We start from the raw sequence: 16,332 nt of genomic DNA on the forward strand, positions 1-16,332 counted from the left end.
CCGTGTTTGCTACCTCTTCGTGCGCCAGTGCAATCGTTGGATAGTTGCCGGTATCGACATTACGCCCATTATGTGACGCAACTTGCCAAATGACATAGATTGGATCAAAGGTTTGGCCGGAAGCCGCTTTTATAGCCGCTCGTTTGCTGGCTATATAAGCCGTAAGTCTTGTTTTATAATCGGTAATCGTAGTACCCAACGTCATATCCTGCTCGCCTTGCTTCCAGCATACAGCTATCATTGCAAAGGTTTTATTTTGTGCAACAGAAAACTCCTTTGCTTTTTGAACATCTGTAATACCACGTGTGAAATAGGAGGACCCCACATCTAAGTTTGCCAAGCTTCTGCCGGTTTCACCAGGTGCCGAAACAAACATGGAAAATCCCAAATCAGCCGTTGTAAGCCCGGTGCTTTTCAGCAATGAGGCTGCCAAGTTCCTCGTTAAGCTCGTCAAACTGGTTTCTCCCAAGCTACCGTCAGGGCTGGCCGCTTCGATCAAAGGCACTATGCTTGTATACCGCAAAGCAGGGTCAGTTACATCTTGTGTCCTTACGCCACTATTGAACATTTCTGCATTACCTTCCGGCACAATTGATAACGGAGGCGTTGCGCGGGCAGCAACGGAATTGCTTTGACCGTCGCCCTCAATCATTACCCTTTCAGCAGGGATATATAAATCAGATGGCTTCACAAGCGGTGGCAAAGTCTGCAATCGCATATTTTCATCAAAATGCAATATTGCCCGGTTTTTGGAATCAACTATGGCCAGACCACGCACAGCCGGGTTTGCTACAATACGAAAACCGTTATCAATATTAAGGTTGTCAAGCAATAGCGGGTTTAATAGCTGAAGCTCATGTATGATGGCCTTAGCAAACTCAAATTCGCCACCGGTTTTGATTTGTGCATTTACTTTACTGCCACTACGGAATATTGCGCTGATACCAGCCGGTAAATCTTGTGTTTGAATTACTTGGTTAACTGCTGCAACCTCTTCAATAAGTGGCTCAACATCGACAACGGGCAAAAGCACGTCCTTTTGAGCGAGCTCCCAGTACTGGCCATCATAGTACGCTTTAGCGCTGATCGTGCCATAACCGGCCACCGGCACCGTTACTTGAATTGGCGTGCCGTCAGCTTTCGGCAGATGCAGGTACACACCCGGTTCTTGCAGATCGTAATAATCATTCAACAGAGGGTTTTCAGGGTTAATATTGGTATAGGCGGGGCCGCGGCTATTGCCTCGAAGACGGATAGCTTCAAAAAGCACTGTATTGCCATCGTCGTTAAGCCCCATGATTTTCGATAGCCCTGTAATTGTTCCCGATACTGGAAAGTCGGGCATTTTAATATCTTCGTTAGTATCATCCATGGTTTTAAGGGATTAAAATTTTATTATTTTGCTTTGTTACTATGTAATTGCCGTCCTTGTCGGTCAGGTATTTAAATTGTTTCCAGAAGCTCGGTATCGGTTCGATAAACTTCAATGTGTAATCACATCTCACCTTACCACGGTTGTCGTTTTTGATCCTCGTTAACCTGGTGAATGCCGTGCATGCCTGGTAGTAGATATAAAATGATCGGCCAAGTTCGTTGACATACATTCTTCGGGTACCCGGCTTTGAAAGCATGGTGAACATGGCTTTATATTTTAGCCAGAAGTCATCCTCGTTTTGCGCGAATATGGCACCGCCGATACTGATCTCTTTTTCTTTAAAAAACGGTTCAGTCAGGTCAACATCGATTCCATGCTCATCGTCCCAGCTTTTGGATGGGGGCGGCTTACGCTCTGGAAATTTCAGAAAGTCATCGCTTCCTGATGCTACTGCGAAACCATAAGTGTCAAACCAGTCTTGACCATCTATGCTATATAATCCTGATGCTGCTGACATGTTATCTTCCGTTTGCTGCTAATCCGTTAGCAGTTGCGTTAACTTTTCTATCTATGCTTGCTAATGATTTTTCAATATTCTCTAATCGGCTAATTGGCCTTGTATTAACCTCAATCTGCTCAAGCAAGGCGATCTTCCTCACGTTGCTATCCATCACATGTTGAATGAAATCGGCCATCGATGCAGCTTGTTGTTTGGCGAGGCTTAGTGACTCGATGCTGATAAGCCTAAGCCCGTTAAACTGCCCAACGATTAGCCCGCCCGTATCTTCAGTTAAACTCGCTTTGATGCCTCCCTGTAATGAGTTTTGAGCGTCGCCATCTTTACCGATGATCGCTTCGTATGCCTTCGCGCGTTCTGCGAGGATCGCGGCGATCTTGTCTTTCTGATCACGAAGCTGATCAATCTCCTCTTGAGTGAATACACCGTCATCGCCGGCTTTCAATAATTGATCGTAGAAAGGTTTCATCGCCTCCTCTACCTCTTTTCTTTGGAAAGCATTGGCGAAAGCCGATCTGATGCTGCTTTCAATGGCATCGGCAAATTTTTCCACTGATGTCTCGCCGCTTTCAAATACTGATTTGATGGAATTGTTCAGGCCTCTAAAGTCGATGCCGGCAATATCCAACTGCATCTGTTCAAAAGTCTCTTTCGATTTATCACCCAGATCAATAAGGTTCTGCACTATAGCAGCTGTTTGTTCATCCAACTTACCAGAATTCATTAAGTCCTGTAATTGTTCAATAGGAGTACTGCCATCCAGCTTAAAACCCTTTTCATTGAGCTGCTTAATAGTTTTCTGGGTAAGTATCCAGCTGTCATACCCTTCCCCGTTGTTGAATTTTGCTATTTCGTCATCCAGCGATTTGATACCGGTGAACGAAAGTCGGCCGCTTAACTTTGCTTGCGCGTCAAGCTGTGCTTTTTCAATATCGGCCAGATTTTTTTTGTAAGCATCTAACCTGCCCGGGCCATAAATATCCTTAGTCAATGCCAGCTGCCTTTCAAGCGCCTTATTGATCGCCTCCATTTGCTTAAGCTGCAAATCAGACTGGTATTGCTTTTGTGCATCGTTGCCGCCAAATAATGAGGCTACTGTTGATATAACACTGATGCCGGCACCAACTAATCCGAATCCGGCAGATATCTTGCCTAAGAAATCGGTATCCTTGCTGTTAAGCAAATCGAAGTTTGTTTTGATATCGGCTACGCTACTTACTATGTTGCCCAGAGTAGCAAGCGCATTCCCCAACCCCTGATCGAACTTTCCAACTTCTGTGGCCAGATTGCTAAACCCAGATGCAATTACTTTTAACTCTTGAGGAATTTTATTTTTTCGATCAATTTTGAAATCCTCCAGCTGATTATTAATCTTGTCGTAGGCTTTCTGCGTTATTTCTTTGTTAGCAAGCGCTTTATCTATATATGCCTTAACATCTGCAACGTCTTGTTTTGCCCTTTTATTCGATAAGAAGTGTATTCCGTCAAACAGCTCCTGATATGAATCAAGCTTTTTTACATTTTCAACATCCAAATCGGTTAATTGATCTTGGACATTTTTAAGTTGCTGATCCGCCTCTGCACTATACCCCTTTTGCCTAAGCTTTTCGGCATCAGCAATGCCATTTTTGACAATTTCTAAGCGCTTAGCCTGATAGGATTGAGCTTGTTTTCGCAAATCTAAATATTGGCCTGCTTCACCCTTGGAAACCTCATTCTGCTCTTTTTTAACTGTATCGGCTAATCCTTCATATGCTGTGCTTAATGCGCCTTTAGGCAATGTTGCTGCAAGGTTTGTAAGATAATCCTTGTAGCTTGCGCCGGATTTCAACAGATCGGCAAACTGTTCATCAGCCGATTTCCTATCCAGTGTTTTTTTCCAGTTCTCATACTCACCATAAGCAGCTTTTTTCTGCTCAATAGTTTTTTTGAGCGCTTCAACTTCTTGCTCTTCCTTAATGGTACCGGTGGCTGCACGTTCCTCGTTATTGATGCGCTTAATTACACCATCGCCAAGTTTAAGCTTATTGGCTTCAGCGCGCTGCTTGTCAAACTTTTCACGAAGGCGGGTAAGCTCACCCTCGTTTTTGGTCATGCCTTTAATACGGGTATCCAGTTCCTGATCAGCCAAATCCTTTAAAAAGCGCTGCTGATCATTCTTAAGTTTATCCTCAGCTTTTTTATCGCTTTTTACCTCGTACTTGTCGAGTTGTACAGCCACTGTCTTCAAGCGGCCATTGATGGCGTTGATTTGCTTTTCGTCAGGAGCGAGGGTAGCGGTCAGCTCCGCACTTTTATTTCTTAACGCTTCCTGGATCTTCTCGAAGTTCGTTTTGCCACGGGCATCCTTCATCAGCTGATCGAAGTTCTTGAAGGCATCTTTCAAGCCCTCCTGAAAACGATTCATTCGATCAAGCTCTGCTTGTTGCTCCTTTGTAAGCTTCTTTTCTTTGGTTGCCTCTGGCTTATTTCCAAAACGATCCGTGGTTTTCTGGATCATTTCGTTTTGCCTTGAACGGGCCGCCGCTATCTCACCAACGTTGCCGAAGACATTATCAAACGCGCCTTGGTTTATGCCGTACTTTTTGTTGAAGCTTTGTGTCGTTTTAAGTATTTCAGCATTTATAGCAGTAAGATCTTTTGCTTGGTTTAGTTGCTCGCGACGTTTGTCATAAAGCTTAGCAAGCTGATCAACTACCTTTTCGGCATCTTTACTTGCCTGCGCAAAGTTCGTAGTTTTACCGGCGCCCCTGATTTGTTCCATCAACTCATCGAAAGCAGGATCAGCGATTGCTTTGTAAGTTTCATTCGCTTTATCAACGTTCTTTTGCCTGAAGCGCAAATCAAGATTATCCCTGATCTTGCCGTTTAATAAATCATATGCATCAGCAAGGTCTTTATTGGTGGCTGCATCTTGGAGTAGATTAGGCAGGTACGTGCCATATTCATCATTAATTTTTTTGATGGCATCTTTCCGTTCCTTTGAGCCCGCTGTAGCGATTTTAGCCTGGTCAACAACATCTTTCAGCCTATCGCGCTCTTTTTGAAGTTCCGATAGGTAACCGGTTGTGGTTACTGTCAGGCTTTCCGTTTCAGCATTAAGCTGGCTGATAAGATGATAAAATGCGGCCGCCGCAACTGCAACTGCAATAAACGGATTGGCTTTGAGAAAATTGGTCAGCTTTAACCATGCTGCCGATAGTAGGTTAGTAGCACCTGCGCTTAAAGCTTGCGCTGTAGTGAGCGTGGTAGTTGCTACAGTTGCAGCCTGTTTGGTCGCTGTTTGTACTGCTAAAGTTTTTGAATAAACCTCACCCGCGGCTGTAAGCGCGGCCTTCCTGCTTATTTCGGCAGTTTCTTCAGCTTTTAAAACTTGGCTGGCAGCAACTTGCAGATTCTTTGCAGCCGTAACTTTATTGGTAGAATTGATGTTGGCAGCGGCCGCGGCATTTTCCGCTTGTGCGAGTGCAAGCCTTTCTTTAGATGCTATCAATGCAGCTGTATCTGCCCGGTAACGCTCAACTGCTGCTTGTTTAGCAATAGTAGCGTTATAAAGATCCTGGCCGGCAGCTTTTTGTTTGTCTACAGCAAGCTCGATCACAGCTACACGTTCGGCTTTCAATGCTTTTACGTTAGCAGCAACGGCAGTGTAGGCAGTTTCAACCAATACCGCGGTTTTGTAAACACCGTAGGCCACCACGATATCGCGTAACACATCAAGTAAGATGCGGTAATTGTCAACCAAGTTTGCAGCAAGCGAAATGCCGCCACCTAATATATCCTGATTGCTCTTGCCGATTTCATTCAGCATTTGATCAAAGGCATCCTGCAAATTACTTAAGCGGCCAGTTAGCGTTTTACTCTGTTCCTCCATTAAATTGAAGAAAATACCGCCTTGGCCGGTGAGGCTTTTGAACGCTTTCTCCACTTCAGGGAAACCAACTCTTCCGGACTCAACCAATTTATTTACCTCTGAATCCGTTACACCAAACTGTTTTGCCAGTTCCTGGATAATAGGGATACCGCGACCGGTAAACTGGCGGATATCCATCATGTAAGCGCGGCCCTGTGTTTTTAGAGTGCCATACAAGTATGCGATATCGCCGATCGGTGCCGAAACACCGGCAGCAACGTTACCCAACATCCGCAAGGTTTCGGTCACATCGCCGGCAGCCACACCATAGGCAAGCAATTGCTTAGTGCTTTTCGCAACTTCAGTAAGGTTAAAAGGGGTTGTGGCCGCTAATTGGATTGTTTCGCGAAACAACGCATCGCCGCGTTGCTTGCTTTGAAGCATGGTAGAATAAGCAACTTCGAGCTGCTCAAACTCGCCTCTAACTTGGATCAGTTGGTTTACGAATCCAGCTGCCTGCTGTATACTGAAAAATGATGCTGCTGATACCGCTGCCTTTTTAAAGATATTATCCAGTTCAGCGCCTCTTTCTTCTGTAGTAGATGCCAGGCGATTCAGGTCCCGTTCAATAGCTTTGATTTGCTGTTGAAACTGGCTGCCATTGATGGTAGCATCAAAACTTAAAGGTCCACCTAAAACGCTTACGCCCATTTTTAAAATTCTTCAAGTCCCTTTAGTTTGGGATTATTCGCGATCAGCTCGTGAGCTGTATTCTTTTTGCTGTCTTTTTTCTTTGGTGATTTATATTCCGGAATGCTTGCAAGGTCCATTTGAAAGTTCTGCCAACTGATCTGCCATAGAACTTCGTGAAGGCTACACTTAAAGTATTTCCGGTATGCACCAATTATTCTCCAGGGGCTATTGTCTCCGCTGGTCTTATCGGGCTCATCTTTTCTTTTGCCTTTCTTCTTTGCAGAATGTCGGCGCCTTTTATCAAGATGATAGAGCTTATAAAACTTTTAAGGTTGATCTGGGAAAGGACTATCTGTACCACTGAATGGATATCCTCCAGATCGAACTTTTTAACCAGGTCAAGCAGATCGGGAGTCGGCTCGTTTTCGTCGTTTTGAATGCCAACCGCCGCGATGTAAACAAGCTTATCAATATGCTCATGTATGTCAGCCAGAATCTGAACGGCTGTGCCCTCAATCAAGCCATCCGGAATCTTTTTAACCATTCCCGATATCCTGTAAAGGTTGCCTACGGTAATTGGTCGTATGGCAAACTTGAGCTTACGCACCCGGATACCGTTATGAGTTATCGGTATTTGAAAATCAATTTCAACAATCACCGGCCTGCCTGTTACCGCTTCAGCAACTTTTAAAAGTTCCTCGGCTTCATTCAGAACTTCTTTTTGCTCCATAACTAAGATTTATGCAAGCCCGGTTATGGGCTTGCAGTGGGTGATTAGGCTGGGTCAGGTACCGATAATTGATAAGCTGATGTTGCCGGTTTGTTAGGCGCTAACGCTTTCCAGTTAATAGTGATCTTACCAAGTTCAGCATCCTGAAATTGCAGGTTTAGTACGCTCACAAGCTGCATACGCACTACTGAAAGTATGGTGCCGTTTTTGCTTTCCAGCTCTCCAGAAAGTTCCAACGGAACAAACGGCGAGGTAGGGGTGAAGACTTTCTTTTTGTTTGCACCCGAGCCAACGGAGGTTACGGTACCGGGAATTACTTTAACGATCGTATCCGGATCGACGTCGTAAATTTCCACGACACCAGAAAGTTGCGGCTCTTCGGTTACAGTGCTTTCATAGGCCTGTGATTGTTCTTCAATGAAGAAATCCTGTGTGGTTCCTTCACTGGTTACGGCATTCACACTACCTTTTACAGTGGTGCCCAACGCTGTTAAGACTGTGCCCATGCCGCCATCGTTTGCGATAGCACCAAGTTTAAATGACTTATAGCCTTTTAATGATTTTGCCATTTTGTTAGTTTTTAAATATTAGTTGAATAAAACTCAATTCGTAAATTCACGTAGTGATCATTGTTGTCGCCCTCAATAAGATTGTCTTGTTGAAGTGCAAAAGTGTATTCGGCATCCGGGCCATCAATCTCGCGAACAAAATCAATGGCTATTGCAGTAAGCTCGCTTAACCTGGCAAGATCTGGCTGGGTATTATCGGTAACCCCGCTGAGGGTAAGCGTTAAATTCCGAACATAAATGTTCATGTTTAAAACGCCTTCCTGAAGCTGGGCATAATTCAAAGGCAGGCTATTGATTACAACATCTTCCTTTGTTGAATTGATCGGCCGCTTGCCTTTGTACAACCCACCGTTTACCCTTTTGGCCCCGGTGATGAGTTCACTTTCTTTTACATGCTTGTATAAGAGTGTTACTGCATCTAAAGAGGTTCTTGTCATGAGTTCCGAATGTTATTCTTAAGTTCTTTTATTGCCCTTTTTAAATCGGCCTTTGCAATAAGTGAGCTTGCTGTTAGTACATCTTTGCCGCGGCTTTCTACAGCAGCTGCGTAATCCATACCGGCGACTACCAGTAGCGTATAACCTTGTAAAAAGCTTGTTTTAAGTTCATTGATAAAGCTCTTCGCCTGATCAACGCCCTGACCGCTCTTTTTGCCTCTGCCAGCTCTTTCAAAGTTCTGTTTTACGATCTTCCCGTATCTTAAAACCACAAACCCGATCGAGCTTCGCAGGTTACCGGTAACGTCATTGTAGGTGCCTTTTTCCCGGGCATTTCTTACGAAGGTTTCACCGATGTACGAAAGCCGGTTGATGATGGCCTGCTCAATCAGCGCCTCTTTTTGTTCGACCATTCGGCGAACATCATCTTTTGTAAAACGAGCTTTTATACCCATAGCCGGCAATTCATTTGCCCTTTTGAAAAGCGAAGCACTGATCCTGATGCAATCTTCTCATCTCCCTCAAATACCTCTACCGTTATGCCGAATGGTATAGCGTCGCTGCGTGATGGCAGATAAACAATGCCATTATAAATGACAACTGTTCCATCCGTGCCATTTATGGAACGACCTGCCCCGTTTGGCTCGTATCTGCAACCTAATTCAACGCTCTCTCCGGCGGTACCTGGTATCCAATTACCATCACCATCCTGTATGGGAACATCGCCCTTTGAAACATATTTTAAGGTATGCGGACGTTTGCGAATCATATCACCAAAGTTCTTTGGAGGTTATCACTGGCTGGCCGGTTAGTGATGCTACAAGATCTGTTAGGCCATGTTTGCGGGCAAGCGCTAATACCTGGGCTTTTGCACCTTCAATATTAAAGCTGATGCTAAAACTACCTTCTGACTCTGACGCAACCTTAATCCGGTTTTGCAGAATATCAATTGCAGCCATATCTATGCTTTTCCCGTCAGCTTTTGAATACTCCCCGTCCGCAACATCATTGTCGATTAATGCTTTTTGGAGTTCAAAGTCCGAAAGGTCTGGCAGTGATACAACTGCAATTAAAGCTTCTTTTTTAGTCATCGTCTTCCTCTTCAGCGTCGCCGCCTTTTTTAGCCTCTTCAATGATGCCCTGGCTCAACAGGTTTGCAATCCTGTCTTTACCAATGTGGGTGATGTCGTATCCCTCGGTATATTCAACTTCAGAATTGTCTTTGTCCTGAAATTTCTTGCCTTTAGACACTACATATTTGGCTTTGCTTTTAACCTTCGGAAGCTCACGAACTACCAGCGGTTCGGTATTGGCGGTTAATATGGCAGATTGAGCCTGTTTAACTACCTCCTCCACAATGGTACCGGCTGATTCGCGGAATGCGCCTATTGCATCAATCAAAGCATTATTTGATTCAATAACCGAATTGTTTGAAGCCAATACCTCATCAATCCAGCTTGGGCGAACATTAGTTTCCGCGGCTGATTTGTTTACAGTTTGCTCAGATGTGTTGCCGGCGCTTTTATTTTCAGGAGCACCTGCGCCTTGCGCTGACGCTCCTTGAGTTTTATTTTCGTCCATTATGCGGTCGGTACGTCGGTTTGCAATATGAATATGCCATCGATCTGCTCAAGAGCAGGGAAGGCGTTCAACTCTGCCTGGGTAAACTCGCGCCAAGGATCGTTATCGCGCCATTTAGATACGATGGTACGATCATAATTGGCGTAGTTGATTCCTTGCACCGGCTCCCAGTTCTCGATAGATATAGCGTTGTGCACTATACCTAACTTACCGGCCGGAACGAATACCAGATTCTCAACCTTAAACGGATTGATTGTTTCAATCTTTCCATCCTTTTCAATGCCGCGGCGCTCATTGACAACTTTTAATTGTGGCCAACGGTTAGCACCTAAGAACTCATTAACACGGTCAAGTGTAACTATGAACTTGGCGTTGCTGCCGGGATTTTGATACCCTGACAGGGCCTGTTTAACGGCAGTGAGGTTTTGAAGCGCAAACCATAGTGATTCATCAATCCAAATCTCCGCGAATGAGCGGCCAGTTGCGCCTGCATAGCGAACAAGGTCGCGAATGTCGGCAAAAGGATCTGCGGCCGGATCGGTCCACACTTTTTCAACAGTTCGTTTTTGATCGGCTTTCGCTAACAACGGCACTGAACCGAAAACCGCACCATCCGGGTTATTGATCACGTTAACATCAATGGCGAAGGTTGATATACCTTGCAAAAACATGATATCAATACGGCGATCTGTTGAAGTTGCGGCGTTCTCCACATCGTTCCAAAGCTTTTTGATCAGCATGTTAAGCTTTTGCTCATCAGAGATAGGCAGGCTTTGCAATGCTTTTAGCTTACGATAGTCATCCTGGTTAAGGGAAAACTTTTCTTTCATTGCCGGGATTTTACCTTCCAGCTTTTCAAGGGCCGCACGGCTCCTTAAAGGTGCTGGTGAATCCGGATCAACGATTGACGCGGCTGCCTCGATGCGTGAACGGCCAATTGCTGTGGCAAAGGTCATTTCTACTTGAGGTAAGCCCCAATCAAGATATTGGCGCCAGATAGAGCGCCCGTAAAGCAGCTGTATTTGATCGTCAATTAAGGCTTGGATATTTTGGCCCTCGGCCAAGTTTCCAAATAGTGATGCTACTACTGCCACTTTTTAGTAAGATTGAGAATAAGTGAATTTGGTTTTCGGTGACGATGCAGCCAGAGCAGCTTCCAGCGCGGCCGAATATGGCACACGACGTGCATACACAATTGCGCCGATTACTACCGAGCAGCTTTCACCATCGGCAACAACCTGGTCGCGATACAGCAAACCATTTACCCCGCCAAACGAAGAATTGTTAGCGCCGGTTGCAGATGATCCATACACCAAAGCACTTGCGTTTAATGCGCCGATAGTGGTACCAACGGTAACAATATCGTAGTTTGCATTTGATGTATCGATAGTTGTGATAGGGTAGGCTGCGCCACCTGCTACGGCCGCGAGATTGTCGCCAACCTTGAAGCGGCTGCCTTTAGCTATTCTATAGCTTGTAGCGCCACCTGCCGCATTCTCTACTATGAGAGAGGTTGTAAGCGGCTTGGCTTTCCTGGTAGATTCGTCATAGGTTAGGGGAGTTCCTGCTTTGATGACAGCGCCGGCAACTAAACCGGTTACGTCAAGCAAAAAGCCACCCTGAGCTAATTGGATATCTTTTCCACTGCCTTGAAACACAGGAATGTCTCCAGTGCTGAAAGTTCTTTTATATCCGAGTCCAGACATGATTTTGATAATTAAATTAATTACTTCGTGGGTACTTTTGCAGCTTCCACATTTGCTTTTGCAAAGCTTTTGATAGCTGCTGAAACATCTTTAGTGCCCCCGGCGCCGCTGCTTGATGGCGTTCTACCATCACCGGCCGAGCTGTTGACATTAAATTGCTTGATATCGGCCCAATCCGCTTCAAGTTCCGTTAAGGCAGCTTCCTGATCATAGGTTTCACCGATAACATATTTGCTTGCAAGCCTTTCAGGGATACCCTTAGCTTTTGCAGCTGCTACCAGATCATTCAATGTGTTTTTGCCTTTTTCCTGCGCTAATTGTTGCTGTAATGACTGTACTGAAGTCATCAGCCCCTTTGCCCAGGATGGAACGTCTTCTTGTTCCGACCCGCCTTTGCCTTTGTTGGTGTCTTCATCACCCTCTGTTGTTTCGGTACCGGTTTTGCCTTTTGGCTTTGTACTGGCTTCCCTAACACGCCTGTCTGATTCAGATACTACTACATCGACAAAGATTCCGATTGTGTTTTCGAGTCCGTTAACGAAGTCCTCTACCTCGTCCTCGGCAGTCAGTTTGGTGTCAAGCTTTTCCACCAATAATTCCTGTCCTTTAGGAGTTAATTTTTTAAGCTCACCCGGGTATTTTTCAACCAGTTTGCGCTTCAATAATTCTTTTGGCATACTAAAATTTTAGCTGTGTGTTTTGAATGCTATAAAATTACGGGGGAGGGTTGAATGTGATTTTTATATTAAGTAGATTCGAGGCTCAGTCTACTTTTTTGAAGACAGATGGTAAAATATGATTGTAGAATTGTCATTTAAATGTCATATATAATAAGTTATCTTTTAAAAAATTCTTTTTTTGAATTCGCATTACATTACTTGAGAGCGTTTGTATTAGATTATTTTATATAACTGGTCATGGTTCATTCATTCATTCACAAAGTGGTATTAGAAGGGCCGAAAATGGCCACTATAAACAAAAGTTTATATTCTCTATATCTTGACAAGGCTTTATTTATTTACCCAACTAATGAGGTGGTCAACAATTAAAACAATTCGAATTACATTTCTATTTTTGTATTCAAACAAACAAACTGGCTGATCCACTTTTATGGGTTAGCCTTTTTCTATGCCATGAGTACAGTAAAATTTGACAAACAAATCCCAGCCAATATAGATGGCTTTGTTTCATTCGTATTAAACGAGGTGGAGGGAAACGCCGCCTTGTCTCAGGCCTTACTTCCATTAGGAACTAAAACAGCTTTAGCCCAAATGATTGAACGTTTAGCTAAGGATCCTTTCACCTATAGGATTGAAACTTTAAAAAGGGACCATGAAGAGTTAGTCGGCATGGTGAATGGTTATGTAATCAGTTATTTAGAGGCAAAAAAAGATCTCTTAATTGCGGTTTACAAGTATAACACCCCAACAGGGTTAAATTATTTTTTAATCCTTAAAGACGACAATTTTGAAAATAGGGAAGTTTTCTTTGAATTTTTAGATCAATATGAAGCATTGCAAATTGATAACGTTTTGCCCGTTAATATCACTTTCCTTCCGTTAGAAGCAGAGGGAGCAGTGAACGAGCTTGAGCCACTGAATGTTTTATAAATGAATCAATATCTAAACCAGGCGTCACATAATAAAAATTTTCTGAATTGCGTTGAAGCTAACTTTGACGATCGCTTTTTTGATTGGAAAATAACCATTACGTTTTATATTGCAATCCATTTACTTAAGGCGCTTGCAAAAGAACGGAAAAAAAACATAGGTGATACTCATCACGAAATTGCCAATTCTTTAGACGCCTCAAGATGTGCTAAACCAGTCATGCAATTCCCTCCCAATATTTGGAAGGCATATAAGCGACTTTTTGATTATTCTAAAAGTTCGCGTTATGATGGCATTGTTGATCATAATATTCAGGAACTGGCTAAACAGGCAGATTATAAGCAAGTGACATTATTATTTACCTCGTTTAAGTCCTACATGGACTCCCAAAAGATTACTATTAGTTAGCCAGCCATTCCGGTTTCCGCTTCCAATTCTCAAACCGCTCCGCATTTTCCTTAACGTATGAGGTGAAATTAGCTGGCATATCGCTAACCCTGCCTTTGAACTGGTATTTGTCAGCACTGCCACCCAGTACCGCGCGCTCATATTCATTAAACGCAGCCGGAGAAGCCATCACCGGCACCACATAGCAAATACATTGGATATGCCACTTGGTCCACTTGAATGAAGTAGGGTAGAGGCCCGCCAGGTAGTCACAGATATCATGTTTGGGATGATTGTTTGACAGTCGAACTTCAAAACCGAGCACGAAGGGGGTAGCATCCCAACGTTCATTATCGGCCTCGCGATAGCTATCATTAATTACATCGCGAGTCATTCGATAAGCGTTTTTGTAACTGGAGCGGTACACACCTTGACCGGGCTTGTATTTTTTGGCTGCTTTACTTAAAACCAGTTTGCCATCAGCATCTTTCACCCCGCGGAATAGCTTGTCCGGATTTACCAGGTATTGCTGCTGATCACGGGCCATGGCTGCCGCGCTTTGGCCAGCACTTATACCAGTGTAAAGGCCTTGCTCTATTTCTGCCTGGAACTGGTTAGTGTAACGCCACACTCGATCAGAAAGAGTTAGCCCGGCTGTTTTGCGGGCAATAAAAGCTTCGAGCGCATCAGTACGCGGATCGGCTATGACTGCACGTGTTGCAGCAGATATCTTCTCGCCCTTGTAAGTTGCCGCAACAATGTTCTCAAACTTTTCGCCTGACAGTTGCCACTCATAACGAATGCCATTTACCAGGGTGATCATCACCTCACCATGAAACTCGATCAGGGCTTCGTTTACAACCTTGTTTAGTATTGGATAATCAGAAAGTCTGAATGTTTTGCTTTTGAGATTGATTGAACCGGTTGAATCGAAGATCTTCTTTATTGCCTTCGCATACGCCTCTTGGATTCGCTTTTGGTTAGCGTTAATATTAGCCAGGTGACGGGCTTCAAACTTTTTGTTTATATCAGTCTTTTTTTCCATTTTTAAATAAAAAATTAACCCATGAACATACCTGTTGACTTTATAGAGCGTATTGCTGAAGGCTTACCATCTGTGGATACTTATGCATATGATTGTATTTATCATCAGTTTATTTATAACGGGCTATACTTTGAGCTGAAATTTTATAAAGCCAGTGATCATGGTTCCAAGCTATGGGTATATAATCCATTTTGGGTTCAAAATGTGATTTATCAACGGCTCCCAATCCGTTCAAAACTGATGATAAACTAACGTAGTTTGTTCATCAGTTGACGTTTACGATCTTTTTGGTAGTCGTTGAGCAGATGCTCTATTTCGTTTAAGAACACCCGCACCTCTCCACCGACGTACAAATGCTTATTATAATATTTTTTGAGCAATGAGCGGGCGAAGTCGTTAGTTTGTTTATGTAGAAAGGGCGCTTTTTTAACTTCGCGGAGGTTATTGGAAAATTGATCTTTTACTGCGTAAAGCAGACCTGCATAAGCCGGGACCTCAGCTGGGGTGATTAATCCTTCAGGAACACAATAGTAAAATTTATTAGGTATTTTATCTGCAGGCCGTCCTATATGAATGGTGCTTCCGCGAGCATATTGTATCCTGCCGTTTTCATCGACATAGCGAGCAATGTCTTTACCCCAAAAAAGATGATCAACATAGCCCCGCTCAACGGTTAGTGGCTGGTTATGCTTTTTCAGTAGTTCATGTTTTTCCGTTTTGTGTTTAAAATCACATTTGAAGTCGGCGCGGCTGATCTTGATCTCAACCTCCACTGCGTATTTACTTTTACTAATTGCAAAGAAGTCGCTCTCCCAGCTAAACATAAACGAATTGAATAGCTGATAGTCGTAATTGCCAAAATGGTGACGTACGAGCTGCTGTATATCTTTTTCAGTCATATATTTATTAACTTTAAAGTTATGAAGGCACTATTTAAAAGATTTTTCAGACCATTTTTTGCTATGCTGATTATCCTGTTGACTATAATGTCTCTTATAGCAATTTGTAGGTTCCTTGGTTTAGCGCTTTTAAACAGGGAGTTCGATAGTACTCCAATCTCCAATATTGGGTTTGTTGTCATGATCGGATTATCAAGTGTTACGTTTACTTGGGCCAAAACTTTTGAGACAAAAACACCCTCAATTTTTGAATCATTGAACCGAGATGCGGCTGGGGGAATAATTGCTGCACTTTGTTTCATTATCGGATCTTTGTTTAAGTATTTATGGTTGAAGTCTGAAGTGTTACATTTATACCCAATGTTAAATAGAGAGGTTGACAACATTTTATATATCATTGGAGGGATTGTTGCGAATGCCTTGGCTGGATATTATACTACCAATTTATTATTTAGCATATTTTGGGTGTTTTTTAATAAAAGGCGATATAATTAATTGTTATTGTTCTCCAACCGGTCGCTCATAGTGATAATCCCTTTCGTTAAAATAAGTTCCGGTCATTTCTGCGATATGCGCATTGATTTTTTCGCCATGGTGCATGCCGACATGCCTTTCAAGCTCTCTTAGCAGATTGATTGTTTTCTCGCGTTCTTCATCTACCTGTGCGGCGATCTTCAGCATGCGCTCACCAATAACTCCGTTACCGGCCGCGCCTTTTATAAGTTGTGTTACGTTCATTATTTGTATTCAGTTGAGTTTTTGGTAGACTCATTTTTGCAAAGCAACGTAATGGTTACTTCGGAGAAACCTTTACTTGTGTCCAATGACTTTGCAATGGTTGTTCCTTTAAGAGCTGGCACTACTTCGCCATGTTGATTAATTACTTGCATGATCCCAGCCTCATTGATAATCAGTTTGTAGAGTTTCATC

The 16,332-nt window shown here is 43.5% G+C and carries 21 protein-coding genes; 4 read left to right on the forward strand and 17 right to left on the reverse strand.

What is annotated here, in order from left to right; all coding sequences use genetic code 11:
• The 13 genes from ABD894_RS24810 to ABD894_RS24870 all read right to left on the reverse strand — a co-directional run.
• The coding region (locus ABD894_RS24810) for a hypothetical protein (protein WP_345213790.1) at positions 1-1,372 on the reverse strand (1,372 nt) is incomplete at its 3' end.
• 4 nt (positions 1,373-1,376) lie between these two features.
• On the reverse strand, positions 1,377-1,892 hold the full coding sequence (locus ABD894_RS24815) for a hypothetical protein (protein WP_345213791.1): 516 nt from the start codon (positions 1,890-1,892) through the stop codon (positions 1,377-1,379).
• A gap of 1 nt (position 1,893) precedes the next feature.
• Positions 1,894-6,456, reverse strand: a complete 4,563-nt coding sequence (locus ABD894_RS24820) for a tape measure protein (protein WP_345213792.1) — start codon at positions 6,454-6,456, stop codon at positions 1,894-1,896.
• 193 nt (positions 6,457-6,649) lie between these two features.
• The gene (locus ABD894_RS24825; protein ID WP_345213793.1) at positions 6,650-7,168 is read right to left on the reverse strand and encodes a hypothetical protein; all 519 of its coding nucleotides are present in this window, start codon (positions 7,166-7,168) and stop codon (positions 6,650-6,652) included.
• Positions 7,169-7,212: 44 nt separating this feature from the next.
• Entirely contained in the window at positions 7,213-7,737 is a 525-nt protein-coding gene (locus ABD894_RS24830; protein WP_345213794.1) for a hypothetical protein, read from the reverse strand.
• A gap of 11 nt (positions 7,738-7,748) precedes the next feature.
• Positions 7,749-8,174, reverse strand: a complete 426-nt coding sequence (locus tag ABD894_RS24835) for a hypothetical protein (RefSeq protein WP_345213795.1) — start codon at positions 8,172-8,174, stop codon at positions 7,749-7,751.
• Entirely contained in the window at positions 8,171-8,629 is a 459-nt protein-coding gene (locus ABD894_RS24840; protein ID WP_345213796.1) for a hypothetical protein, read from the reverse strand. Before ABD894_RS24840 ends, ABD894_RS24835 begins: the two co-directional genes overlap by 4 nt.
• Positions 8,620-8,943: a hypothetical protein gene (locus tag ABD894_RS24845; protein ID WP_345213797.1), complete on the reverse strand. Its 324-nt coding sequence runs from the start codon at positions 8,941-8,943 to the stop codon at positions 8,620-8,622. The genes ABD894_RS24840 and ABD894_RS24845 overlap by 10 nt, the downstream gene beginning before the upstream one ends.
• 1 nt (position 8,944) lies before the next feature.
• Complete coding sequence (locus ABD894_RS24850; RefSeq protein WP_345213798.1) at positions 8,945-9,265, reverse strand: DUF6706 family protein; 321 nt, start codon at positions 9,263-9,265, stop codon at positions 8,945-8,947.
• Entirely contained in the window at positions 9,258-9,755 is a 498-nt protein-coding gene (locus ABD894_RS24855; RefSeq protein ID WP_345213799.1) for a hypothetical protein, read from the reverse strand. Before ABD894_RS24855 ends, ABD894_RS24850 begins: the two co-directional genes overlap by 8 nt.
• A complete protein-coding gene (locus tag ABD894_RS24860; RefSeq protein WP_345213800.1) occupies positions 9,755-10,849 on the reverse strand; it encodes a major capsid protein in 1,095 nt (364 codons plus the stop codon). The genes ABD894_RS24855 and ABD894_RS24860 overlap by 1 nt, the downstream gene beginning before the upstream one ends.
• Before the next feature lie 3 nt (positions 10,850-10,852).
• A complete protein-coding gene (locus tag ABD894_RS24865; protein WP_345213801.1) occupies positions 10,853-11,461 on the reverse strand; it encodes a hypothetical protein in 609 nt (202 codons plus the stop codon).
• Positions 11,462-11,481: 20 nt separating this feature from the next.
• Positions 11,482-12,138 carry a hypothetical protein gene (locus ABD894_RS24870; RefSeq protein ID WP_345213802.1) on the reverse strand — a complete coding sequence of 219 codons (657 nt, stop codon included), beginning with the start codon at positions 12,136-12,138 and terminating at the stop codon, positions 11,482-11,484.
• Positions 12,139-12,594: 456 nt separating this feature from the next.
• Here ABD894_RS24870 and ABD894_RS24875 point away from each other — a divergent pair, with 456 nt between their 5' ends.
• Entirely contained in the window at positions 12,595-13,071 is a 477-nt protein-coding gene (locus ABD894_RS24875) for a hypothetical protein (protein WP_345213803.1), read from the forward strand.
• Positions 13,072-13,479: a hypothetical protein gene (locus ABD894_RS24880; protein ID WP_345213804.1), complete on the forward strand. Its 408-nt coding sequence runs from the start codon at positions 13,072-13,074 to the stop codon at positions 13,477-13,479. It begins immediately after the preceding gene.
• Here the strand turns inward: ABD894_RS24880 and ABD894_RS24885 are convergent.
• On the reverse strand, positions 13,472-14,503 hold the full coding sequence (locus ABD894_RS24885) for a hypothetical protein (RefSeq protein ID WP_345213805.1): 1,032 nt from the start codon (positions 14,501-14,503) through the stop codon (positions 13,472-13,474). The two genes, ABD894_RS24880 and ABD894_RS24885, sit on opposite strands and share 8 nt — an antisense overlap.
• A gap of 21 nt (positions 14,504-14,524) precedes the next feature.
• Between ABD894_RS24885 and ABD894_RS24890 the strand changes: the two genes are divergently transcribed.
• Positions 14,525-14,755 carry a hypothetical protein gene (locus tag ABD894_RS24890; protein WP_345213806.1) on the forward strand — a complete coding sequence of 77 codons (231 nt, stop codon included), beginning with the start codon at positions 14,525-14,527 and terminating at the stop codon, positions 14,753-14,755.
• Here ABD894_RS24890 and ABD894_RS24895 read toward each other — a convergent pair.
• Positions 14,752-15,402: a hypothetical protein gene (locus tag ABD894_RS24895; protein ID WP_345213807.1), complete on the reverse strand. Its 651-nt coding sequence runs from the start codon at positions 15,400-15,402 to the stop codon at positions 14,752-14,754. The two genes, ABD894_RS24890 and ABD894_RS24895, sit on opposite strands and share 4 nt — an antisense overlap.
• A gap of 21 nt (positions 15,403-15,423) precedes the next feature.
• Between ABD894_RS24895 and ABD894_RS24900 the strand changes: the two genes are divergently transcribed.
• A complete protein-coding gene (locus ABD894_RS24900; RefSeq protein ID WP_345213808.1) occupies positions 15,424-15,897 on the forward strand; it encodes a hypothetical protein in 474 nt (157 codons plus the stop codon).
• Positions 15,898-15,900: 3 nt separating this feature from the next.
• Here the strand turns inward: ABD894_RS24900 and ABD894_RS24905 are convergent, their stop codons facing one another.
• The gene (locus ABD894_RS24905) at positions 15,901-16,140 is read right to left on the reverse strand and encodes a hypothetical protein (RefSeq protein WP_345213809.1); all 240 of its coding nucleotides are present in this window, start codon (positions 16,138-16,140) and stop codon (positions 15,901-15,903) included.
• Complete coding sequence (locus tag ABD894_RS24910; protein ID WP_345213810.1) at positions 16,140-16,331, reverse strand: hypothetical protein; 192 nt, start codon at positions 16,329-16,331, stop codon at positions 16,140-16,142. Before ABD894_RS24910 ends, ABD894_RS24905 begins: the two co-directional genes overlap by 1 nt.
• Between the last annotated feature and the right edge of the window lies 1 nt (position 16,332).

The sequence above is a fragment of the Mucilaginibacter gynuensis genome (genome assembly GCF_039541195.1).
Classification (GTDB): domain Bacteria; phylum Bacteroidota; class Bacteroidia; order Sphingobacteriales; family Sphingobacteriaceae; genus Mucilaginibacter; species Mucilaginibacter gynuensis.